Source organism: Nocardiopsis sediminis, from assembly GCF_042650565.1.
GTDB classification, from domain to species: domain Bacteria; phylum Actinomycetota; class Actinomycetes; order Streptosporangiales; family Streptosporangiaceae; genus Nocardiopsis_B; species Nocardiopsis_B sediminis.
In genome coordinates, this window is record NZ_JBHSBH010000004.1 from 659,887 (window position 1) to 682,243 (window position 22,357).

General features: G+C 73.8%; 22 protein-coding genes. 14 read left to right on the forward strand and 8 right to left on the reverse strand.

What is annotated here, in order from left to right; genetic code table 11:
- Window positions 1-130: 130 nt before the first annotated feature.
- The gene (locus ACFOVU_RS07040) at window positions 131-1,387 is read right to left on the reverse strand and encodes a cytochrome P450 (RefSeq protein WP_378530963.1); all 1,257 of its coding nucleotides are present in this window, start codon (window positions 1,385-1,387) and stop codon (window positions 131-133) included.
- Window positions 1,388-1,769: 382 nt separating this feature from the next.
- Between ACFOVU_RS07040 and ACFOVU_RS07045 the strand changes: the two genes are divergently transcribed.
- Both ACFOVU_RS07045 and ACFOVU_RS07050 read left to right on the forward strand, forming a co-directional pair.
- Window positions 1,770-2,354 carry a TetR/AcrR family transcriptional regulator gene (locus tag ACFOVU_RS07045; protein ID WP_378530965.1) on the forward strand — a complete coding sequence of 195 codons (585 nt, stop codon included), beginning with the start codon at window positions 1,770-1,772 and terminating at the stop codon, window positions 2,352-2,354.
- Window positions 2,355-2,413: 59 nt separating this feature from the next.
- The gene (locus ACFOVU_RS07050; RefSeq protein ID WP_378530967.1) at window positions 2,414-2,950 is read left to right on the forward strand and encodes an NUDIX hydrolase family protein; all 537 of its coding nucleotides are present in this window, start codon (window positions 2,414-2,416) and stop codon (window positions 2,948-2,950) included.
- A 60-nt stretch (window positions 2,951-3,010) separates the two neighbouring features.
- On the opposite strand, the gene ACFOVU_RS07055 is transcribed toward ACFOVU_RS07050, so the two are convergent.
- A complete protein-coding gene (locus ACFOVU_RS07055; RefSeq protein WP_378530968.1) occupies window positions 3,011-3,913 on the reverse strand; it encodes a TIGR03564 family F420-dependent LLM class oxidoreductase in 903 nt (300 codons plus the stop codon).
- Between the two features lie 125 nt (window positions 3,914-4,038).
- Here ACFOVU_RS07055 and ACFOVU_RS07060 point away from each other — a divergent pair, with 125 nt between their 5' ends.
- The 3 genes from ACFOVU_RS07060 (at window position 4,039) to ACFOVU_RS07070 (ending at window position 8,603) form a co-directional block, all read left to right on the forward strand.
- Complete coding sequence (locus ACFOVU_RS07060; protein WP_378530970.1) at window positions 4,039-4,953, forward strand: LysR family transcriptional regulator; 915 nt, start codon at window positions 4,039-4,041, stop codon at window positions 4,951-4,953.
- Window positions 4,954-5,050: 97 nt separating this feature from the next.
- On the forward strand, window positions 5,051-5,938 hold the full coding sequence (locus tag ACFOVU_RS07065) for a siderophore-interacting protein (RefSeq protein ID WP_378530972.1): 888 nt from the start codon (window positions 5,051-5,053) through the stop codon (window positions 5,936-5,938).
- 700 nt (window positions 5,939-6,638) lie between these two features.
- Entirely contained in the window at window positions 6,639-8,603 is a 1,965-nt protein-coding gene (locus ACFOVU_RS07070; protein ID WP_378530974.1) for an SGNH/GDSL hydrolase family protein, read from the forward strand.
- Window positions 8,604-8,688: 85 nt separating this feature from the next.
- Here the strand turns inward: ACFOVU_RS07070 and xylA are convergent, their stop codons facing one another.
- A complete protein-coding gene (xylA, locus tag ACFOVU_RS07075) occupies window positions 8,689-9,846 on the reverse strand; it encodes a xylose isomerase (protein ID WP_378530976.1) in 1,158 nt (385 codons plus the stop codon).
- Between the two features lie 358 nt (window positions 9,847-10,204).
- Between xylA and ACFOVU_RS07080 the strand changes: the two genes are divergently transcribed.
- On the forward strand, window positions 10,205-11,149 hold the full coding sequence (locus ACFOVU_RS07080; RefSeq protein ID WP_378530978.1) for a hypothetical protein: 945 nt from the start codon (window positions 10,205-10,207) through the stop codon (window positions 11,147-11,149).
- Window positions 11,146-11,385 carry a hypothetical protein gene (locus ACFOVU_RS07085; RefSeq protein WP_378530980.1) on the forward strand — a complete coding sequence of 80 codons (240 nt, stop codon included), beginning with the start codon at window positions 11,146-11,148 and terminating at the stop codon, window positions 11,383-11,385. Before ACFOVU_RS07080 ends, ACFOVU_RS07085 begins: the two co-directional genes overlap by 4 nt.
- A 144-nt stretch (window positions 11,386-11,529) precedes the next feature.
- Here the strand turns inward: ACFOVU_RS07085 and ACFOVU_RS07090 are convergent, their stop codons facing one another.
- Both ACFOVU_RS07090 and ACFOVU_RS07095 read right to left on the reverse strand, forming a co-directional pair.
- Window positions 11,530-12,450 carry a helix-turn-helix domain-containing protein gene (locus ACFOVU_RS07090; protein ID WP_378530982.1) on the reverse strand — a complete coding sequence of 307 codons (921 nt, stop codon included), beginning with the start codon at window positions 12,448-12,450 and terminating at the stop codon, window positions 11,530-11,532.
- 393 nt (window positions 12,451-12,843) lie between these two features.
- Complete coding sequence (locus ACFOVU_RS07095) at window positions 12,844-13,086, reverse strand: DUF397 domain-containing protein (protein WP_378530984.1); 243 nt, start codon at window positions 13,084-13,086, stop codon at window positions 12,844-12,846.
- Window positions 13,087-13,575: 489 nt separating this feature from the next.
- On the opposite strand from ACFOVU_RS07095, the gene ACFOVU_RS07100 reads away from it, so the two are divergent.
- On the forward strand, window positions 13,576-14,139 hold the full coding sequence (locus ACFOVU_RS07100; RefSeq protein ID WP_378530986.1) for an ATP-binding protein: 564 nt from the start codon (window positions 13,576-13,578) through the stop codon (window positions 14,137-14,139).
- Between the two features lie 85 nt (window positions 14,140-14,224).
- On the opposite strand, the gene ACFOVU_RS07105 is transcribed toward ACFOVU_RS07100, so the two are convergent.
- Window positions 14,225-14,455 carry an EF-hand domain-containing protein gene (locus ACFOVU_RS07105; protein ID WP_378530988.1) on the reverse strand — a complete coding sequence of 77 codons (231 nt, stop codon included), beginning with the start codon at window positions 14,453-14,455 and terminating at the stop codon, window positions 14,225-14,227.
- Between the two features lie 185 nt (window positions 14,456-14,640).
- On the opposite strand from ACFOVU_RS07105, the gene ACFOVU_RS07110 reads away from it, so the two are divergent.
- The 5 genes from ACFOVU_RS07110 to ACFOVU_RS07130 all read left to right on the forward strand — a co-directional run bounded on the left by ACFOVU_RS07110 (window position 14,641) and on the right by ACFOVU_RS07130 (window position 20,544).
- Entirely contained in the window at window positions 14,641-14,952 is a 312-nt protein-coding gene (locus ACFOVU_RS07110; RefSeq protein WP_378530990.1) for a hypothetical protein, read from the forward strand.
- Window positions 14,945-16,564 (forward strand): sensor histidine kinase, encoded by a 1,620-nt coding sequence (locus ACFOVU_RS07115; protein WP_378530992.1) that lies wholly within the window; start codon window positions 14,945-14,947, stop codon window positions 16,562-16,564. The genes ACFOVU_RS07110 and ACFOVU_RS07115 overlap by 8 nt, the downstream gene beginning before the upstream one ends.
- Window positions 16,561-17,220 (forward strand): response regulator transcription factor, encoded by a 660-nt coding sequence (locus ACFOVU_RS07120; protein ID WP_378530994.1) that lies wholly within the window; start codon window positions 16,561-16,563, stop codon window positions 17,218-17,220. The genes ACFOVU_RS07115 and ACFOVU_RS07120 overlap by 4 nt, the downstream gene beginning before the upstream one ends.
- A gap of 331 nt (window positions 17,221-17,551) precedes the next feature.
- Window positions 17,552-18,631: a DUF1611 domain-containing protein gene (locus ACFOVU_RS07125; RefSeq protein WP_378530996.1), complete on the forward strand. Its 1,080-nt coding sequence runs from the start codon at window positions 17,552-17,554 to the stop codon at window positions 18,629-18,631.
- Window positions 18,632-18,804: 173 nt separating this feature from the next.
- The gene (locus tag ACFOVU_RS07130; protein ID WP_378530998.1) at window positions 18,805-20,544 is read left to right on the forward strand and encodes an ATP-binding cassette domain-containing protein; all 1,740 of its coding nucleotides are present in this window, start codon (window positions 18,805-18,807) and stop codon (window positions 20,542-20,544) included.
- A gap of 82 nt (window positions 20,545-20,626) precedes the next feature.
- On the opposite strand, the gene ACFOVU_RS07135 is transcribed toward ACFOVU_RS07130, so the two are convergent.
- Together ACFOVU_RS07135 and ACFOVU_RS07140 are read right to left on the reverse strand one after the other, a co-directional pair.
- A complete protein-coding gene (locus tag ACFOVU_RS07135; protein ID WP_378530999.1) occupies window positions 20,627-21,310 on the reverse strand; it encodes a PhzF family phenazine biosynthesis protein in 684 nt (227 codons plus the stop codon).
- A gap of 84 nt (window positions 21,311-21,394) precedes the next feature.
- Entirely contained in the window at window positions 21,395-21,616 is a 222-nt protein-coding gene (locus ACFOVU_RS07140) for a hypothetical protein (RefSeq protein ID WP_378531001.1), read from the reverse strand.
- Between the two features lie 329 nt (window positions 21,617-21,945).
- On the opposite strand from ACFOVU_RS07140, the gene ACFOVU_RS07145 reads away from it, so the two are divergent.
- A complete protein-coding gene (locus ACFOVU_RS07145; protein ID WP_378531003.1) occupies window positions 21,946-22,356 on the forward strand; it encodes a VOC family protein in 411 nt (136 codons plus the stop codon).
- Window position 22,357: the final 1 nt, after the last annotated feature.

Here is a 22,357-nt window from a genome sequence, read left to right on the forward strand (position 1 = left end):
TGGGGGAGGGGCGGAAGGTGAAGTGGTGGTGCATGACCGCGCCGCCGCGGCCGGCGACGGTGGTGGTCCGGCGGGGGCCCGCGGGCGCGACACGGCCCCGGCGGCCGTCCGGCTGGACGGGCCCCGGGGCTCAGGGGCGCAGCCGCACCGGAAGGGTCTTCCAGCCGCGCGCGTGCGCGCCGTCGGCCTGGGGCAGAGCGGGCAGCGACCCCCGCGTGATCCGCGGGAAGTGGGCCAGGAACCGGGCGAGCATGACCTGCGCCTGCATCCGGGCCAGGTGGTCGCCGATGCAGTGGTGCCGGCCGGGCGCGAACGACACGTGGGCGGGAGCGTCGCCGCGGGTGAACCGGTCGATCCGGAAGACGTGCGGCTCGGCGAACACCCGCGGATCCCGGTTGGCCGCCGGGATGGCCTGGATGACCGGGGTGCCCCGGCGCACCGCGTGCCCGCCCAGCTCGACATCGCGCAGCGCGACCCGGCAGGTCATGTGCACCGGCGGCGCGTAGCGCAGGACCTCCTCGACCGCGGCGCCGATGCGCCCGGGCTCCTCGGCCAGCCGGGTCCGCAGCCCGGGCATGTCCAGCAGCAGGTTGACCGCGTTGCCCAGCAGGTTCGCGGTCGCGTCGTTGCCCGCCGCCAGGATCAGGACGATCTGCGCCAGGATCTCGGCGTCGCCGTCGGCGTGGGCGGGGGCGAATTCGGGGCTGCGGGCGAGCGCGGAGATCAGGTCGGGGCCCGGGGCGCGCCGCCGCGCGTGCAGGGCGGCGCGCAGGTGGTCGACCAGCTCGTTGGCGGGCGCGATCCGCGGCGGGCGGGGGCTGCCCGACACCGGGCAGGGTCGCGCGTCGGTGGTGTGCAGCAGCGCCTGGCACCAGGAGCGGAAGCGGTCGCGGTCGGCGGGGTCGATTCCGAGCACCCGCGCGCTGACCGCTATCGGCACCTCGGCCGCCACCTCGCGCATGAACTCGATCTCGGAGCGGCCGCGCAGGAACAGGCGCGCGATGACGTCGTCGGACGCGTGCTCCACGCAGCCCGGGATGCGCTCGGCGGCCGCGCCGGTGAAGGCCGTCTTGAGCGCCCGCCGCAGCCGCTGGTGCCCGGCGCCGTCGCGGAAGACGGCCTGGCGCGACCAGATGTCGACGAACCGGCGCTCCTCGGGGTCGGCCGGGTCGTGCACCGCGGCGGAGGCGGACCGGAAGTCCCCGGCGCCGAAGGTCTCGGGGGAGTGGTGGATCCGGGTGATGTCGGCGTGCCGGAAGCACAGGTAGGCGCCGCGGGCGCCGATGCCCGCGTAGAAGTGCACCCCGGTGCCGGACTCCCGGAGCCGATCGTAGAGCGGCCAGGGGTCGTCGCGGCCCCGCAGCAGGCGTTCGATCAGGTCGTCCACGGCCACTGCTCACCGGTCCGGGGCGCACGGGCGGGGCGGGTGCGCGGGGCCGGCGCGGGTTTCGGGCGCCGACGGAACCCGGCCGCCGCATCGCCCCAGGGGCGGCGCGCCACCCGACGCGTCATACTGTGCTCCTCTACGGCAACGGACATGAGCGTTGCGGCCGCCTCCGTGTCCTGGCTGTGCGAGGCATTCTCCAGTATCGGGGAATGGTTATCAATGATCATTGAAAGATCTTCGGCGGCCACCCTCCGCCCGCGGTGCGTGCGGGCGGGGCCGGATGGAACGGAACGGGGGGACCACGGGCGTGCAGGGGAACATGGGTGGGAACGAGGGTGCCAGACTGTGGACCGAGAAGCCACGGCAACGGCGCAAACCGGCCATGCGCGACAAGATCATCCGCGCCGCCACCGAGTTCCTGGAGAGTGGCGGATCGCTGTCCGACCTCACCCTGACCGCCATTGCCCGCGAGGTCGGGGTGCACCAGGCGAGCCTGTACTACTACTTCTCCGACAAGTACGAACTCGTGGCCGAGCTGATGAACATCCGGGAGCTGCTCGCCGATGCCCAGGAGCCCCGTGAGGGCGAGGATTTCGGCTCCTACGCCGAGCGCCATCTCGACGCCCTCATAGCGGCCTACACCGACCGGCCGCGGGTGCTCCAGGCCGGGATCGACCTCATCTGCGCCGACCCCAAGTACCTGGCGGCCTGGAAGGACTACATGGAGTCCTGGGTGCCGCCGCTCGCGCGCACCGCGCGCGCCGACCCGCTCTACGACCCCGCCGGCCACGACGGGGAACTGGAGGAGGTCCTCACCGTCTTCATGTGGGCCGTCGAACGCAACTTCTACATGCTCTTCAGCACCCCGCCCTGGCCCGAGCGCGCGCAGGTCGAGCGGCGCAAGCGGACCGTCCTGAGGTCCCTGTTCGCCTCCCTGTCCTACCCCGCCCCGCCCGCGTCCCCGTGAGCCGGGGAACACGCGGGTCAGGGGGCGGGCGAGGGCACGGATGAGGTAGAACGTCAGTCATGACCGAAACGACCGACACCACGCCCGGCTGGCTCTCCCACGGGGAGCTGGAGGCCGCCCGCGGCCGGATGCCGATCCTCTACATCAACGCCGTCCCGGTGCGAGTGGACGAGTCTGGCACCGTGACGAGTGTCGGCCTGCTCCTGCGCGTCGGGCCGGACGGGTCGATCAGCAGGGCGCTGGTCGCCGGGCGGGTGCTCTACCACGAGCGCGTGCGCGACGCGCTCCTGCGCCACCTGGAGAAGGACCTGGGGCCGGTGGCGCTGCCGCGCATCCCGGTCTCCCCCCAGCCGTTCACCGTCGCGGAGTACTTCCCCACCCCCGGGGTGACCCCGTTCCACGACCCGCGCCAGCACGCGGTGTCGCTGGCCTACATCGTCCCCGTCTCCGGCGACTGCCAGCCGCGCCAGGACGCCCTCGACCTGGTGTGGTTCACCCCGGAGGAGGCGGCCGGGCCCGATGTGCAGCAGGAGATGGGCGGCGGCCAGGGCGCGCTCCTGCGCCAGGCCCTGGCCCACGTCGGCCGCCTGGAGTAGGCGGCCGGCCCCCTCGGGGCCGCGGCGGGACGGGCCGGGTTCCCGGGCCGGACGTGCCCGTCAAGGGGCGAGCCTGGGCAGCAGCTCCTCCGTGCGCGCCTGGTCCTCCGCCGTTCCGACCGTGATGGCCTGGACCTCGGTGGCGCCCGCGTCCGCGAACCTGCGGAGTTCGCGCGCGACCTGCTCCTCGTCCCCGGCGACCACGGTGTCACCGGCCGAGGAGGCGCCCTCCTGGTCGAGGAGGGCACGGTAGCTCGCCTTCTCCCGGATCCCGCCGAAGCGCGCGGACGTCCACTCCCGGACCCCGTCGGGGTCGGCTGTCACGCATACCGGGACGGCCGCCACCACCTCGGGCCCCGGACGGCCGGCCGCCTCAGCGGCCCGGTGGAGTTCCGGGGCGATGACCCCTCCGATGGTGGCCGGTCCCGCCCATACCGTGAGGGTGCCGTCGGCCAGTTCGCCGGCGAGGCGCAGCATCCTGGGACCCAGCGCCGAGATCAGCACCGGGGGAGCGGGCGTCCCCGGGGTGTCCACGCGACCGGCCACGGTCCAGTGCTCCCCGTGCTGGGACGCCTCCTCACCCCGCAGCAGCGGCCGCAGAGCCGTCAGGTACTCACGGAGGTTCCGTGCGGGGGCGGCGTAGGACAGGCCGTAGGCGTCCTCGATGAGCGGACGGTGGCTCGGCCCGATGCCCAGGATCAGCCGACCGCCCGTTGCCGCCTGGGCGGTCAGAGCCTGGGCGGCGAGCGCAAGGGGGTGGCGGGGCAGGGTCCGCACCACCGCCGTGCCCAGGGCGACCCCGTCGACCTCTCGCCCGGCCACGGCGAGGAGGGTGAGCGGGTCCCACCCGCCGGTCTCGCCCATCCACACGGTGCTGTACCCGGACCCGGCGGCGGCGCGGATGCGCTCGACCGCCTCGTCCAGGGCCGTTCCGTGGTTTTGCAGGCACAGGGCCATCCGCATGACGTGCATCTCCTTCGTATCTCCCGCCTGATTCGATCCAACCGGCGGGAAGTCCTGCGGCCAAGACGCGGTTGGCCTGTGTAGCGATAAGGGATCGTGATCGATGGCGGCCGGTGGAGGCGGATGTGGAACTTCGGCAGCTGCGGTACTTCGTGGCGGTCGCGGAGGAGCTGCACTTCGGCCGGGCGGCGGAGCGGCTGCACATCGTGCAGCCCGCGGTCAGCCAGCAGGTGCGCCGCCTGGAGCGGGAGCTGGGGGTGCGGCTGCTCGACCGGACCCCGCGCCGCGTGCGGCTGACGGCCGAAGGGCGGAGCCTCCTTCCGGAGGCCCGCTCGGTCCTGGAGGCCGCCGACCGGATGGCGACCGTGGCCATCGGGCTGCGCCCGGGCGCCGGCCGCGCCATCCGCATGGGGACCGGCGCGGGGCTGAGCGGATCACTGGCCGAGGCGGTCGGGCGGTTGCAGCGCTCCACCCCCGACCTGCGGCTGGAGCTGGACAGCCGGCCCGTCGCACGGCAGCTCGGCGCCGTGCAGGACGGCGAACTGGACGTGGCGCTCGTCCGCGCGGCCGTGCCCATGGAAGGGGTGCGCGTGCTGGAGCTGTGGCGGGAACCGCTGCTGGCGGCGGTCACCGCCGCCCATCCCGCCGCCGCTGGGGACGCGGTGGAGCTGGAGTGCCTGGCCGATCTGCCGTTGCGGCTGCCCGGACGCGACCGCGACCCCCTGCTGCACGACTTCGTCGTGCGCGCGTGCCGCGACGCCGGGTTCGAACCGCGGCTGGGGCGCCCGACGGGTGCGGTCGAGGACGCCGTGGTCGAGCTGGGCGCGGGGCCGCCCGCCTGGACCGTCGTCCACGCCGACACCCGCCCGCCGGCCGGGTCACAAAGGACCGCGGTGCTGCCGTTCACCCCGGCGCTGTCGGTTCCGGTGGCCCTCGTGGTCTCCCCGGGTAAGCCGAGCGACTGCGTGCACGGCCTCGCCGCTGCGTTCCGCGAGGAGCCGACGGCGGAGGGGTCACCGGAGCCCGCTCACGTCGCCTGAGCCCTGGGGATCGGGCTCGGCACGGGGTCCGCGGATCGGTTAGGCTTGCCTAACGGATCCGGGAGGCCGGACACCACGAGCGAAGAGGGCGGAACGCATGGCCGACCAGCCGGCACGCGCGAAACGACGGGTCCACCGCGGGCGGGTGCTGCACGCCGCCCCCGTGACACCCCACATGATCCGGGTCGTCCTCGGCGGCGAGGGCCTGGCGGAGTTCCACGCGGGCGACTACACCGACCACTACGTCAAGCTGCTCTTCCCGGCGCCCGGTGCCGTCTACCCCGAGCCCTTCGACATGGAGGCCATCCGGCGCGACCTCCCGCGCGACCAGTGGCCGCGCACGCGCACCTACACCGTCCGCGCGTGGGACCCCGCGAGCCGCGAGCTGACCATCGACTTCGTCCACCACGGCGACCGCGGCCTGGCCGGGCCGTGGGCGGCCGGCGCCCGCCCCGGCGACGAGATCCTGTTCCTGGGGCCCGGCGGCGCCTACGCCCCGGCCGCCGACGCAGACTGGCACCTGCTGGCCGGCGACGAAAGCGCCCTGCCCGCCATCGCCGCATCGGTCGAGCGGCTGCCCGAGGGCGTGCCCGCCCACGTGGTCGTCGAGGTCGCCGACCCCGCCGAGGAGCAGAAGCTCGCCGCGCACGGCGATGTCACGGTGCACTGGGTCCACCGCGGCGACCGCCGCGTGGGGGAGGCCCTGGTCGAGCGCGTGCGCGGCCTGGACACCCCTGAGGGCGCCGTCCACGCGTTCGTGCACGGCGAGGCGCACTTCGTGAAGGACCTGCGCCGCTTCCTGCGCGTCGAGCGCGGGGTGCCCAAGGAGAACCTCTCCATCTCCGGCTACTGGCGCACCGGGGCCGACGAGGACGGCTGGCAGTCGTCCAAGGCCGAGTGGAACAGCAGGGTCGAGGCCGAGGAATCCGCGGCCCTGGGCGATGCTTCCGGAACGGGTCAGGCCGGCGGGTCGGGGTCGGCGTAGACGGTGGCGGGCTGGTCCGACAGGCCGTCGCCCGTCCACAGCCACATGCCGTAGCGGAGCGGGTGCTTCGGGTAGAGCGCCGTGATCCGGCTGCCCGCGAAGTCCTCGCCGGCGTGCCGCGCAGCAGGAACCGGATGTGCTTGCGGCGGCTGTAGACGAAGAAGATGTCCCAGTCCACCTGGCCGGAGTAGGTCATCTCCAGCACGTGGCAGCTCGTGCCGGCCGATCCTGCGGGGGGCGGTGCGGCGGCCATCGCCGCCCTCCTTCCGGGGTCCGCACCGCATACCCGGGGGCCGGGCTTGGGGAACCCGCGGTGCTCTGTTGGGCGGGCGCGGGTTCCCGGCACCGCCGCTGAACAGGACATAACGCAACGAATTCCCCGGCGGTGCACGCTCCGTGCACGCCGCCATTCTTCGGGAAACGGGGCCATCATCCACCACAACGTGGGCGAAGGCGACCCGAACGCCCCCTTCCGGGCCGGCGTCCCCGCGTTCCCGCAACGGGCCGACGGCCCCCGGGTGACCCTCCCTTGTGGTGTCGCTTAGAGGGGTTTGACCCCCTTTGGAACGCCTGCTGCGCAAGGGATGCGGTGGTCGTCGGACGTTCCACGGGAGGTTGTTCATGGGTCGCGCGGGGTTCTCCTTGCTCCGGTGATGTCGGGTGTGCCTATGGTTCTTTCCCATGGAGAGGCAGGGTGCGCATGGTCGCGTGCAGAACCGCCGGAGCCGCCGGGTCCACCACCGGAACAGGTAAGAGGCGCAGCAGGGGCGCACCGCTCCCGGCTTCGCGGATCGTCGCACTCACGCTGGGGATGCTGCTCGCGGCCGCGGCCCTCGCACCCGGCGCCGCCGCCGAACCCGTCACCGATCCCGCAGGGCCCGGCGCCGCGCGTCCCGGGGCCGCCGCCGAGGGCTACGCGGCCGCCTCCGCAGACGGCTACGCCCCCGACGACGGGCGCGCGCTTCCGCTGGCCGACCTCATGGACAACATCGGGATCGCCCCCGGCGACGACCCCGCCGCCGCCGACCTCGACGGCACGGGCCGCGGCCTGACCGCCGCGTCCCTCGCGGCGGCCGGCTGGGGGCCCGGGCAGCCCATCACCCTGAACCAGACCCGGCTGACCTGGCCCGACTCTGCCCCCGGCGCGCCCGACAACGTCGTCGCCGACGGCCAGCGGGTGCTCGTGGAGGGCACCGGAGACGCGCTGACCCTGATCGCCACCGCCACCGGCGGGGACGCCACCGGGTCGGGGACCGTCCACTACGCCGGCGGCGGCACCGCCCCGCTCGCCCTGAGCGTTCCCGACTGGTCCACCGGGCCCCACCCCGCCAAGGCCGTGCAGCTGCCCGTCAGCAGCACCGCGGAGGGCGAGTCGGCGTCACCGGTCCGGCTCTACACCGTCACCGTCCCGGTCGACCCCGGCCGCGAGGTCGAGTACGTGACCCTGCCGCGCGCGTCGGGCCAGGCGCGGATCCACATCTTCGCGCTGGCGCTGCGCGAGCCCGCGCGCGACTGGACCGGCAGCTGGTCGGCGGGCACGGCCGGCTACGCGCAGGTCGGCACGTGGCAGGACCAGACCGTGCGCCTGGCCGTGCACGGCAGCGCCGGCGGTCCGGCCGTCCGGGTGCGTCTGGACAACACCTTCGCGTCCACCCCCGTCGACATCGGACGGGCGACCATCGCGCTGCGGGCCGAGGGCGCCGCCACCCGGGGCCGCCCCGTTCCGCTCACCTTCGGCGGCGGGGAGTCCGCGCGCATCCCCGCCGGCGGCCAGCTCGTCAGCGACGGCGCCGGCCTGCGCGTCCCCGAGGGCGCCGACCTGCTGATCAGCCTGCATCTGCCCGGCCCCGTCGAGGCCGCGCCCGTGCACACGGCCGCCACCGGCACCAACTACATCACCGACGCGGGCGCGGGCGACGCCACCGGCGACCCCGGAGCGGATGCCTTCACCGGCACCATCGCCACCTGGCCCTTCCTCACGGGGGTGGACGTCCAGGGGACGACCGGGTCGGTGGTCGCCCTCGGCGACTCCATCACCGACGGTGTCGGCTCCACCCTCGACGCCAACATGCGCTGGCCCGACGTGCTCGCCGGGCGCCTGCGCGACCAGGACGAGGTACCGCACTACGGCATCCTCAACCAGGGGATCTCCGCCAACCGCATCGTCACCCACCACTACTCGGGCGACGGCGTCAGCACCGCCACCGGCGGCGTCAGCGCCCAGGCCCGGCTCGACCGCGACGTGCTCGCCCAGCCGGGCGCGCACACCGTGGTCGTCTTCGAGGGGATCAACGATGTCCGGCACGGCACCGGCGCCGACGAGATCAACGCGGCCCTCGCCGACATCGCCGCGCGCTCGCGGGCGCAGGGGCTGCGCGTCATCGCCGCCACCGTCGCGCCGTGCACGGGCTGGCGCGACTGCACCCCGGCGGTGGACGAGCGGCGCCAAGGGGTCAACGCCTTCATCCGGGCCAATGGCGGGGAGGGCGGGGTGTTCGACGCGGTGCTGGACTTCGACGCGGTCCTGCGCGACCCCGACGACCCCACGCGCCTGCTGCCCGCCTACGACTCCGGCGACCACCTGCACCCCGGCGACGCCGGGCTGCGCGCGGTGGCGGAGTCCATCGACCTCGGCGTCCTGGTCCCGCCCGGCCGCGCCGCCTGACGGCCGCCCGCGAGCGGCCGTCCGCGACCGGCCCGCCCGCCGCGCCCGCCACGCGGCGGGCGCGGCCATGGGCGCTCCGGCCGGGTCAGCGCACGCCGAAGAGGTGGTCGGTGGCCAGCTGGTCGAGGCGCTCGAAGTGGTAGGCGCGCTCGCCGACCGCGTCGAGGTCGATCTCCTCGGCCAGCAGGTCCGACACCGACTCCCCGGGGGCCAGAGTGGGCCGGGCCAGCTCCGGGACGCGCGACGCCGCCAGGGCGGCGGCGACCTCGGGGTCGGCGCGGAACGCGGCCGCCTTCTCCTTGAGGATCAGGTAGTTGCGCATGCAGCCGGCCGCCGACTCCCACACGCCGGCCATGTCCTCGGTCCGCGGCGGCTTGAAGTCGAAGTGCCGCGGCCCCTCGTAGCCCGCGGTCTCCAGCAGGTCGACGAGGAAGAACGCCTCCTTGACGTCGCCCGCGCCGAACCGCAGGTCCTGGTCGTACTTGACGCCGCGCTGGCCGTTGAGGTCGATGTGGAACAGCTTGCCGTGCCACAGTGCCTGCGCGACCCCGTGGGCGAAGTTCAGCCCGGCCATCTGCTCGTGCCCGACCTCGGGGTTCACCCCCACCATCTCGGGGTGCTCCAGCTCGTTGATGAACGCCAGCGCGTGGCCCACGGTGGGCAGCAGCACGTCGCCGCGGGGCTCGTTGGGCTTGGGCTCCAGGGCGAAGCGGAGGTCGTAGCCCCGGTCGCGGACGTAGCCGCACAGCAGGTCGAACGCCTCGCGCAGCCGGTCCAGGGCGGCGCGCTCGTCCTTGCCCGCCTCGGTCTCCGCCCCGTCCTGCCCGCCCCAGCAGACGAACGTGCGCGCCCCCAGCTCGGCCGCCAGGTCGATGTTGCGCAGGACCTTGCGGATGGCGTAGCGCCGGACGTCGCGGCTGTTGGAGGTGAACCCGCCGTCGCGGAACACCGGATGGCTGAAGAGGTTGGTGGTGACCATGGGGACGGTGAGCCCGGTGTCGTCCAAGGCGGTGCGGAAGCGCTTCAGCACGGCGGCGCGCTCGGCGGCGGCGCTGCCGGGCGGGATGAGGTCGTCGTCGTGGAAGGTGATGCCGTAGGCGCCCAGGTCAGCGAGGCGGCGGACGGCTTCGGCGCCGTCCAGGGGCGGGCGGACCGCGGCGCCGAAGGTGTTGACGCCGCGCCAGCCCACCGTCCATAGGCCGAAGCTGAACTTGTCCTCGGGGACCGGCTGGTAGTCGCTCATGAAGGCTCGCTCATTCTGCTCGGCGGTGCGGCGGCCGGCGGCCCGGCTCGGGGCATGGCTCCGCCCCGGCGGCGCCCGGGCGGGAGCACGGCGTCCGATTAGTTTGGTTTCCGTCCGAATTAAAAGTCAATAGGTCGAACACACGGCCGGACGGCCGGAGCCGGGAGGTGCGACGCGCATCGGGGGGCGACACCGTCCGGCGGCCCGCCGCGGCCGCCGCGCGCGTCGCTCGGGGCAAGCTCGAGCGCGTGTCGAGAGCGCGGCAGGGCAGGGGCCGACCAGGGGCTATGGCGCCGAGGGCCGATCTACGATGCGAGAACACCGTCCGGTGCAGCGCCCCCTGCGAGAGGACCCCTGAATGCACCTGGAGTCTTGCCGGGAACTCAAGCGAACCCTCTTCGAGAGCCCCACCCCGCTCACCGCAGCCGCCGACGTCCCCTGGCTGGGACTCGGGATCACCCGCACCCCGTCGGGGGAGTACTCCCTGGCCGTCCGCGTCGCCGAGGCCGCCCCGGCCGCCGCCGTGCTGAGCAGGATCACCACCGAGGCCCGCGAGGAGGTCGACATCGTGGAGGTCGGCCACGTCCGGGCCCTCGCCTCGCCCACCCCCGAGGACCTCCAGGGCCGGCACCGCCCGCTCGTCCCCGGCATCTCGGTCGGCCACCCCGATGTCACCGCCGGCACCCTCGGCGGGTTCGCCGTGGTCGACGGAGTGGTGCACATCCTGTCCAACAACCACGTCCTGGGCAACAGCGGTGCCGCACAGGTCGGCGACCCCGCGCTCCAGCCGGGCACCGCCGACGGCGGCGCCGACCCCGGCGACGCCGTCGCGCGCCTCGCCGCCATGTCGGAGCTCTCCGACGACCAGCCGAACGTGGTCGACGCCGCGATCGCCCGGCTCGACGACGGGATCGAGCACGACCCCGCCGCCTACCCCGACGGCCCCATCGCGGGCATCACGCCGTGGCCGCCCACCGAGACCGACGTCGCCAAGATCGGCCGCACCACCGCCCACACCACCGGGCGGATCACCGCGTTCGAGGTCGACGGCCTCCAGGTCGACTTCGGCGGGCGCGTGCTCACCTTCGACGACCAGGTCGAGATCTCCGGCTCCGGCGGCCCGTTCAGCGACGGCGGCGACTCCGGGTCGCTGATCTGGACGGTCGAGGGCCGGCTCGCGGTGGGCCTGCTGTTCGCCGGCAGCACCGCGGGCGGCCCCGACGGAACCGGCCTGACCTTCGCCAACCCGATCCAGCGTGTGCTCGACGCATTCGGCGCGCAACTGGTGGAACCTGAGACATGAGCGATTACCGCCACGCGCAGGAGGCCAAGCGCCGGGTGCGCGAGCAGTACGGCGCCGACCCCCGTGTCCTGGGGGTCGGCGTCCGGATGGAGGAGGGCGCCGGCTACGGGGTCGAGGTCCTGCTGGAAAGTGCCCTCGACTACACGCCTCCCGAGGTGTGCCCGGCCGAGCTGGGCGGCGACCCGCAGGACGTCCCCGTCCGCTGGCGCATCACCGGCCCGATCACGCCTCTGTGAGCCCAGCGCCCCGGGCCACACCCGGCAGGTCGGGGACGCGCGGTTCCGGGCACGCCGAAGGCCGGTCCGGCCCCTCTGCGGGGCCGGACCGGCCGGGTGCGGCGGCGGTCGGTCAGCGGGGAGGCCCGGCCGCGTCCGCGTGGCCTAGCGGGCCGGGAAGCTCAGGTCGTCGAGGATCCGGTGCAGGTAGCGCGGGGTCTCCGACGCCGGCGCCGCCTCCAGGCAGAGCCGGTCCATGACCGCCATGTAGTCGTCGGTCTCCTCGGGCTTGTCGAAGTACAGCGAGCTGGTGAGCTGTTCGAGGTAGACGACGTCGGGCAGGTCGGCCCCGGTGAAGCGGAGGATGCTGAACGGTCCGCCCGCAGCGGCGTGCCCGCCCTTGTTGAACGGGACGATCTGGAGCGTGACGTTGGGCAGCGTCGCCATCTCGATCAGGTGCTCGATCTGGGCCTGCATGGCGCTCACGCCGCCCAGCGGGCGGCGCAGCGCGGCCTCGTCGACGACCGCCCACAGCCGCGGTGCATCCGGGCCGGTCAGCCGCTGCTGGCGGGTCATCCGCAGGTTGACCCGGCGGTCGACCTCCTCGGCGGGGGCCTTGCCGTGCGCGAGCATGATGACCGCGCGGGCGTACTCCTCGGACTGGAGGAGCCCCGGGATGAACTGGATCTCGTAGGTCCGGATGATCGCGGCGGCCTCCTCCAGGCCGACGTAGACCTCGAACCACGAGGGCAGCACATCGCTGTACTTGTGCCACCAGCCCGGCGTGTTGGCCTGGCGGGCCAGCGTGAGCAGGGTCTGGCGGTCGTCGGGGTCGGTCACCCCGTACAGGGTCAGCAGGTCGGCGACGTCGCGTTCCTTGAAGCTGACCTGCCCCAGTTCCAGCCGGCTGATCTTGGCGTGAGACGCGCGGATCTCGTATCCCGCGTCTTCGCGGGAAATGCCCCTGCCGGTGCGCAACCGGCGGAGCTGGGTGCCGAGCAGAATGCGCAGCACCGTGGGCCCGCCCCGTGATTGGGCGAGTAAGTTCGCGGGTGGCGTGTCGCCGTCCGGCCGCGCAATCTCCATGTGCCCTCCCCAGGCATGCGAATCGTGGCCAGTGAATCAGACCAACACGGTTTGCTGCAATTGCTGCTGCACGCGGCATTTTCCGTGTGCATGGGGGTGTTACCGCTGGTTGCGCTCATCCATGTGCATTGACGTGCGGTACCGACCAACCGGTCGGTTTTGTCGTGCACCGTCCGGAGCCGGATTCTTCCGCTCTGTTCGCAATGCGACTGCGGCCGCTGTGAGCCCGCCATCGGCGCCGGGCCCGGCCGCAGTGTCTCACAGGCCCTCCGGGACTATCTCGGACATCCGCCATCCGTGTGGGGGGTCGGATGCGGATGCGGGGGCCCGGCGGATCGGTCGGCCCGCAGTGGGCTGGGCGGCACCACGGGCCTGCGGCGGTCGGCGGTCCGGCTACTCGGCGTCGGCGAGGTGGTCGAACTCGCCGCGCTTCGCGCCCTGGACGAAGGCCGTGATCTCAGCGGGGGTGTAGATCAGGGCGGGGCCGTTCGGATGCCGGGAATTGCGCACCGCGATCGCCCCGTCGGCGAGCCTGGCCACCTCGACGCAGTTCCCGCTGGGGTTGCTGAGCGTGCTCTTGCGCCACACCGCTCCCCGCAGAGTGCTCGCGGGGATGCCGTTGTAGGCGTGCTGCATCTGTCCTCCTATCGGGCTATCGAGCCGGGACGCAAGATCATCCGCGACTGGCCGCAGACTACAGGATGCACGTGCATCTGTGTTTGCATCGGTCCTTGCGTTTGTAAAATACGTGATCCAGCACGAAAGGCGCCAAGTATGTGATCTTGGAACAAGTAGGACGTTGGTGCACGAGGTGGTCGATATGGCCCTGGGGATCGAGTGGCGGGCGCCGCGGTGGACCGCCGGGCTCGGCCCGAGCGGGGTTCGGTCGGCCTAAAGGACCGCGGTGACGTGGTCGAATATGGGAGTGAGGCGGGTTGCGACGCCGTGTGTCGCGCGCCGGTTGGCTTAAGTTTTCATAACAAAGAGGCCCGAGGGGGACAGGAGCCCCAGTACTCACTAGACTGCGTTTTGCACATGCATTCGTGCTTACGTCTGTAAGTAACGAGAGAAAAGGGTGCAAGTGACCCCAAACGGTGCAAGTAGCCCAACAGTGCAAGGAACACGATGACTGCGCACTCTGCCTACTTCAGAGCCGACGGCCTGTTCCTCCAGGCGAACGGCCTCCGGAGGTCTCCGCGGCGCGGCCTCGGTGACGAGCCGCGCGGCTGGCGCGGGCTGTCCATGGCGCCGTTACCAGTTGGCGGCCACTTCATCCGATCGGCCAGCGCGGTCCGCGGCCTGGGGTTCCACCCGGCCTCGGTCAAGGACGCCCGCGACTTCGCCGCCACGGTCCTCGGGGGATGGGGGCTGCTCGGGCTCTCCTCCGACATCCGGCTCGTGGCGTCGGAACTGGTGACCAACGCCTGCCGGCACGCGGCGCCCTCCGCCGCGGGGATGCTGGCGGACTGGTCCATCCAGTTCGGGCTGACCCGGGCGGCCTCGTCGGTCACCTGCATGGTCAGCGACCCCAGCCGGCGGGCCCCCGTGATGGGCGACCCCGGCGACCTCCACGAAGGCGGACGCGGACTCCGCCTCATCGAGTGCTACAGCGCCGAGTGGGGCTGGGACATCCTCGACGGGCAGGGCAAGGTGGTCTGGGCGACGTTCGCCATCCCCGGCGCGTCCTGAGGGGCACCACCGGCCCGTACCCGTCCTCCCGGGGTGCCGCCGCCCCGCCGGGGCGGCGGCACCCGTATCCGTCTACCGGCGCCGGTCAGCCGGCGCCGCCCGCCTTCTCGGTGCTCAGGTAGGTGGCGAACTCCTCCAGGGAGATGAGGCCGTCGCCGCTGCTGTCCAGCCGGGCGACGACCTCGGCGGCCTGCTCGTCGCTGACCTCGTCGCCCAGAGCCTGCATCAGCGCCACGAGCTCGGGTGCGGAGATGCGCCCGTCGCCGTCGGTGTCGACCAGGTTGAATGTCGCCGCGTATTCGGTGGTGTCGGCCAAGATGTCACGCTTCCTCGTGAGGGGCTGGATCCGCCGGCTGGGGCCGGGGTCATCGCACGATACCGGCGTATCCCCCCATTTCGCAGTCCGGGCCGCGCTCTCCGCTCCCGCGCCACCAGGGCGGATGAAGAAGATCTCATCTGAGCTTCATGATCGGCCGCGGGTCCATCGGGGATCCTCGGGGTATGAGATCGCTCTCCCGCATCGCCCTGCTCGGCGCCGTCGTGGTCGCCGTCCTGGCGGCGGCCGTCCTCGCCTGGGCGGCGGGGCGTGAGCCCGCGCCGCCGCGCCCACCGGACCGGGTCGTCGTGGGCGAATCCCCCGATTACGGCGGCACGCCCTCACCCGTGCCGTCGGACGGCTCCGGCCCGTCACCCGGCCCCTCCCCTTCCGCGGATGACGACGACGAAGACGACGACGTCGTCCCGCCTCCGCCCGCCGTCAGCGATGACGATGACGACGATGACGACGACGGGGACGATGACGACGATGACTGACGGCCCGCGCCCCCACCTCCCCGGACCCGACGACACCACCGTGCCCCTGACGCGGCCCGACGGCGACACCCGGCCACTCACCCGGCCCGCCGGGGACGACCCCCGCGACCATCCCGGGCCGGACCCCGGCCCCGCTGACCAGGCGCCCGACCCCGAACCCGCGGTCCGCGTGCGCGTGCCCGCGCGCGTGCGCATCATGGTGTGGGTCGTCCTGCTGATGGCCGGCCTGCTCGCCCTGGTCAACGTCGTCACCTGGCAGACGCTGCGCAACGAGGTCGACGACCGCATCGACCGCGCCCTCAGCCAGGAGACGGGCGAGTTCCGCGACTTCGCCGCCGTCGGCGTGGACCCCACCACCGGACGCGCCTTCACCGACGTCGACGGCCTCCTCCGGGTCCACCTGGGCGGCCAGCACCCCGACCGCAGCGAGATCATCTTCGGCTACGTCGACCCCGCACCCGGGGCCGGCGTCCCCACCGGCCGTGTCCGCCAGGGCCAGGAGCCCCTGTTCGACGCCTCCGCCGACCCCGCCGTCCGCGACGCCATCCTGCAAGCCCCCCACGCCCGCGGCGAGGTCGCCACCCCACGCGGACCGCTGCGCTGGGAGAAGCTGCGCGTGGAACCGCCCGAAGGCTCCGGAAACCCCGCCGGGTGGTTCGTCATCGGCTACTTCGTCGACGCCGACATGGCCGGGGTCAACGACACCGTGCGCACGCTCGTCCTGGTCAGCCTCGCCGGCCTCGCTCTGACCGGCGCCGCCGCCTGGTGGGTGGCCGGCCGCATCCTGGCCCCCATCCGCCTGGTGCGCCAGACCGCCGCGCAGATCACCGAGGAGGACCTCACCCGCCGCATCGACGCCCCGGGCAGCGACGACGTCGCCGCCCTGGCCGAGCAGTTCAACCTGATGCTCGACCGGCTGGAGGACGCCTTCTCCGCGCAGCGGAGGTTCGTCGACGACGCCAGCCACGAGCTGCGCACCCCCATCACCATCGTGCGCGGCCACCTGGAGCTCATGGGCGACGACCCCGAGGAGCGGCGCGAGGTGGTCCGCCTGGTCACCGACGAACTGGACCGCATGGCGCGCATCGTCGAGGACCTCCTGCTGCTGGCCAAGGCGCAGCGGCCCGACTTCCTGCGCCCGCAGCGAGTCCCGCTGGCCGAGCTGACCAGCGACGTCGACGCCAAGGTCCGTGCGCTGGGCGACCGCGCCTGGCGGCTCGACGCCATCGGCGAGGGCGACGTGCACCTCGACCCCCAGCGCGTCACCCAGGCCATGGTCCAGCTCGCCTCCAACGCCGTGCGCCACACGGCACCGGGCGACGCCATCGCGATCGGCTCCCGGACGGCCGAGGACGGGCGCACCGTCTCCTTCTGGGTCGCCGACTCGGGGCCCGGCATCGCCCCCGAGGACCGGGACCGCATCTTCGAGCGGTTCTCGCGGGGCTCGGGCGCCGGCGGGCCGGGCGACCGGGCCGGAGCCGGCCTGGGGCTGGCCATCGTGCGCGCCATCACCGACGCCCACCACGGCACCGTCGCCGTGCACTCGGCCCCGGGCGCGGGCGCCGAGTTCGTGCTGACCTTCCCCACCGATGTGAGGAGCCCGCACCAGTGACCAGCATCCTGATCGTCGAGGACGAGGACCGCATCGCCTCGTTCGTGCGCAAAGGGCTGACCGCCAACGGGTTCGCCACCACCGTGGTCACCTCCGGGGGAGACGCGGTCGACTACGCGCTCACCGGCGGGTTCGACCTGATGGTGCTCGACCTCGGCCTCCCGGACGAGGACGGGTTCAGCGTGCTGCGGCGGATGCGCGAGATGGGCGCCGACCTGCCCGTCGTCATCCTCACCGCACGCGACGGCGTGCGCGACACCGTGACCGGGCTGGAGATCGGCGCCGACGACTACATGACCAAGCCCTTCCGCTTCGAGGAGCTGCTGGCGCGCATCCGGCTGCGGCTGCGCTCCGACCGCGGGTCGGAGACCACCGTGCTGCGCGCCGGCACCCTCGCCCTGGACCTGCGCACCCGCCGGGCCTCCACCGCAGCGGGCACCGTCGACCTCACCGCACGCGAGTTCTCCCTGCTGGAGATGTTCCTGCGCCACCAGGACCAGGTGCTCTCCCGCCAGCAGATCCTCTCGCACGTGTGGGGCTACGACTACGACCCCGGCTCCAACGTCGTCGACGTCTACATCCGCGCCCTCCGCAAGAAGATCGGCGGCCGCCACATCGAGACCGTGCGGGGGATGGGCTACCGGCTGTCGGCCTGACGTCCTCCCCCCTGCCCGCGCGGGGGCCGGTCCCTCCCCCCGCGCCGCGACCGCCCGGAGCAGTACGGAGCCGCCCCGTGGCTCCGGGCGGTCCGCGTTCGTGACCGCGGCGCCCAGGAGGGGCGCAGGCGGTAGCCGCCCCTGAGCAGTCGCGGGCCGCCGGGTCCCCCGCCGTGGGGCCGGGTGTCCGGTCGCGCCCAGGGCCGGAGGACCGGGCGAGGAGCGATGAAAGGTTCTTCATGTCCGGCTCGGCGTCTCTTCATCCCCGGCGACCAGGCTTGCCCATGTCGCGGCGGGGCCACCGCCGCCCGTTCCGAACACGGGAGTCCGCATGCACGCCTCCGCCCTCGTCGACCTCTCCGCCGCGCGCCGCGCCGCGCTGAAGGTCTCCTACACCGCCCGCGCCCTGGACGGTGTCCGCCCGTATCACCTGATCACGGGGCCCGAGGTCCGGCCGCGCCACGGCGACTTGGTGGTCGCCACCGTCACGGAGATCGGCAAGCACACCCGGCTGGAGTCCCCGGCGGGACGGCGCGTGCACCTCTACCCCGGCGACGAGGTGGTCGTCGCCTATGGCGCCCGCTACGCCCCCGACCAGTTCGAAGCGGAGCCACCCACCGACCTGCGCCCCTGCGATCTGGTCGCCGCCGGGGGCATCGCCTCGCAGGTGCTCAGCGCCCGCAGCGACATCGCCCCGCCCACGCGGCTGGCCCCGCTGGGCCTGGTCGCCGACAGCACCGGCGCCCCGGTGAACATCGCCGACCTCGTCCGCCCCGAGGTGCCCCGCCCACTGCACACCGTCCCGACCATCGCGGTCACCGGGACGTCGATGAACGCGGGCAAGACGACCACCGGCGCGATGCTCGTGCGCGGGCTCACCGCCGCCGGGCACCGGGTGGGCGCGGCCAAGATCACCGGGACCGGCGCCGGGGGCGACCGGTGGATGTTCCACGACGCCGGAGCCGTGGAGGTCCTGGACTTCACCGACGCCGGCCTGGCCACCACCTACCGCGCCCCGCTGGAGCGGATCGCCGCCGCCGCGCGCGCCCTGCACGACCGGCTCATCGTCGGCGGCGCCGACATCGTGGTCCTGGAGGTGGCCGACGGCATCCTCCAGTCCGAGACCGCGGCCCTGCTGCACCGCGACGACCTGTCGGCCATGGTCGACGCCTGGGTGTTCGCCGCCGGGGACGCCGCCGGGGCGGTCTACGGCCGCGAGCGGCTGCGCGCGGCCGGGCTCCCCGTGGCCGCCGTGAGCGGCCGGATCACCGCGTCACCGCTGGCCGCCCGCGAGGCCGCCGGACGCCTGGACGTCCCGGTCTACGGAACGCCCGAGCTGTGCGACCCGGGCATCGCCGCCTCGCTCATCGCGCGCCCGCTCGTGGGCGCGGTGGGGGAGCGGTCGGCATGAGCACCCCCGCCACCGGCGGCCCGCACGGGGAAGAGCCGGGAGCGCGGGGCGTTCCTGGGCGGGCCGCGTCTGCGGAAGGGGGTGGTGGCTCTGGGAACGACGATGGCCCGCTCACGGGCCGAGCAGCGGGCGTCCCCGCGCGGGCTGCATCTGCCGAAGAAGGCAGCGGCTCCGTGAACGGCGGTGAACCGCCCGCGCCGGGGCGGCGCCGGGTTCCGGGGCTGCTCGCCGGGCGGCGCCGGTGGACGTTCGCGGCGCTGGTGGCCGTGGGCGCGGGGCAGGCCGCCGCGGCGATCGCCTGGGCCCTGCTGGTACGCGCGCTGGCCGGACCCGCCGGGACCGCCGGAGGCGCTGCGGCGGCGTCCACCCTCTCCTCGCTGCTGCCGTGGCTGGGCCTGCTGGTGCCGTCGTCCGGCGTGCTCCTCTACGCCGAGCGGGTGCTGGCCGAGCGGCTCGGCCAGTCGTGGGTGACCGACGTCCGCACCGCCCTGTTCCGTGGTGTCACCGCGGCGCCCGCCCGCGGGCAGGGGCGCGGGCGCTCCACCGGGGGCACGTCGCTGCGGATGATGGGCAACCTCAGCGCGCTGCGCCGCTGGGCCGGCCTGGGGCTGGCCAAACTCGCGGTCGCCCTGCCCCTGCTGTGCGGATGCCTGGCGGCGTTCGCGATGATCTCCCCCGTGGTGGCCGTCGCCGCTGCCGCCGTCACCGCGTGCGGCCTGGGGGCGTCGGTGGCGCTGTCGCCCTGGCTGAGGGCGTCGCACCGTGCGGCGCGCCGCCGCCAGGCGCGGGTGGCGTCGCACGTCGTGGAGCGTGTGGGAAAGAAGGCCGTGGTGCAGGCGTTCGGGCGCGAGCGGTCCGAGCGGCTCACCGTTGCGCGCCGGTCGCGCCGGCTCGCCGAGGCCCAGGTGCGCCGCGCCCGCGCAGTGGGGGCGGCGCGGGGGATCGGCGAGGCCACCACCTTGCTCACGACCGCCGTGGTGGTGATCACCGCCGCGGCATCAGGGGCGGGTGCGGCATCGGCCACGGCGGCGATCGCCGTCGTCGGGATCATGGTCACCCCGCTGCGCGAACTCACCCGCGTCAGCGAGTACCGCTCGGAGCGCACGGTCGCCCTGCGCCAGATCGACACCGAACTCGCCCGGCCGCGCCGCCCCCGCCCCGGCCGCTCCGCGCCGGAGCTGCCCGAGGGCGGCGGTGACCTGCGCCTTGAGGGCGTCCGGGTCGACGGGGTGTTCGCGCCGATCACCGCCCACGCCCCCGCCGGGTCGGTCGTGGCCGTCACGGGGGCCAACGGAACGGGCAAGTCCACCCTGCTCTCGGTCATCGCCGGGCTCGTCACCCCCGACGCCGGCCGGGTGCTGCTGGACGGCGCCGATATCGCGCAGGTGCGGGCCGCCTCGGTGCGCGCGGCGATCGGGCTGGCCGGCCCGCACCTGCCGCTGCTGCGCGGCACCATCGCCGACAACGTCCGCTACGCCGACCCCAAGGCCGGCGGGCGGCGGCTGAACGACGCCATCCGCGCCGGCGGCCTCGACCGGCTGCTGGCCGACCTGCCGCACGGCCTGCGCACGCCCGTCGGGGAGGACGGCGGGGGGCTGTCGGCGGGCCAGCAGCAGCGGGTCGCGCTCGCGCGCGCCCTGCTGACCGGGCCCCGGCTGCTGCTGCTCGACGAGGCCGACGCCCACCTGGACTCCGGGGCCGCCGACGTGGTGGACCGCGTGATCACCGGGTTCTCCGGGACCGTCATCGTGGTCACCCACCGTCCCGAGCGCCTGCGCACGGCCGATGTCGTGTGGCGGCTGGCCGGCGGGGTCCTGCGCCCGGCCCGGCCGGCCGCGCTCACGGCCGGCCCGGAGGGCGGCGCCGAAGCCGCCGTGGCCGCAGCAGGCACCCCCGGCCGCGCGGCCCGGTGACGCGCCCCGGACCGCGGGGACCGTCCTGCCCCGCGGCCCGGGCGCCCTATGCGTCGGGCCCGCGACGGCCCCTATGCCTGCGTCACGGCAGGGGATAGGGGCGGGTCTCCACGTGGGCGGTGCGGCCGCCGACCTCGATGGTGTTGCCGGGGCCCGGGCGGACGTCGATGCGGGAGCCGACGCCCTGGTGGATGGTCAGCGGCCGGCCCAGCAGCTGACCGAGGCGCAGGGCCGCGGCTCCGGTGGCCTCGTCCTCGGCGATGCCCATTTCATCGGGGAACACGCGGACGCGCACGTGTCCGGCGGCTTCGTCCTCCCAGGCCCACACGTGCAGGTCCACGCCCGGCTCGCCGCCGGTCAGGGCGTCGACCGCCGCCGGGTCGGCCAGCCGGCGGGTGTCGAACACCGGGGCGAGGTCGGGGTCGGCTCGGATCCAGAAGGTCTCACCGTCGGCCCAGGTGGGGATGGGCCCCGCCGGAGGGTTGAGGGTGTCGAGCGCGTTCCCGCGGTCGCGCAGCAGCCACGACGTCCCCACCAGCGGGTGGCCCGCCAGGGGGAGTTCCACCGCCGGGGTGTGGATGTGCAGTCGCCCGGTGGCGCGGTCCTCCAGGAACACCGTCTCGGAGAACCCGAGGTCGGCGGCGATCGCCTGGCGGGTCTCCTGAGGTAGGCCCGGGGAGTCGAGGAAGACGCCGAGTTCGTTGCCGCCGGTGTCGCCGTCGCCGAGGAAGACCGTGACGACGTCGAGTGTGGTCGTGTTGCTCATGACGGCAAGGATGCCAGGCTCCTGGCCAAGGCATTGCTCGATTTTTCCGTGATCGTGCCGGTGAGGCTCAGGCGTCCGCGCCCATCAGTCGAGGCTGAGCGTGTGCATGGGGTCGGCGGAGAAGAAGCGCTCCCGCGGACCGCGGACCCCTCTTTCCGCGTGCCAGCGCACCGCGAGCACTATGCCGCCGAGCATGCCGCCCGTGAACCCGCCCATCCACAGGGCGATGATCGCGAACGCCGGCCAGGATCCGTCGGACAGCGTCACGGTGTCCTCCAGCGCCGGCGTGGCCGCGGCGATCAGCACAGTGACAGCCGCCGTTACGCACGTGACCGCCGTCACCCATCGCGGAATGCACCGCTCGACGGTATACCGGCCGGGTACCGCTGAGGTCACGGGCCGTGGGCCTGCCGGCCAGTCGGTGCCCTTCCGACCTGCGGATTATTGCTCTTCGTCAGCGTCCGTATTTACCGTGTGGCGCATAGGCTGGGGTTTCCGCCGTTGCACGCGCAGAACGCGTTAATCATCCGTTAACGGCCGTCTCGTGGTGCGATCCGGCGATTAGGCTCGCCGGTGTGCTCACGATCTTCCCTCCGCGCAGCCCGCGGACGCAGGCCCGCCGAAGAGAGGTATCCGTGCCCCGTGTGACCGGTCTCGCGCACGTCAACCTGTCGGTGCGCGACCGCGACGCCAGCATCGAGTTCTACCGTGTGGTCCTGGGCTTCAAGGAGGTCCTGACCCGCGACGGCAAGCAGTGGCTGCACACCGAGTGCCGCCACCCCTCCGGCCTGGTCCTGGGCTTCACCCAGCACCGCGACCACTTCAAGGCCACCTTCGACCCGCGCCACATCGGCATGGACCACCTGTCGCTGCGGGTGGCCAGCGTGGGCGAGCTGGAGATCTGGGAAGAGCGGCTCACCGATCTAGACATCGACCACTCGCCGGTCGTGCACACGCAGCAGGGATCGACGCTGACGTTCGCCGACCCCGACGGCATCCAGCTCGAACTGTTCTGCCCCGCCGACCCCGACACCGGCGAGGACTGAG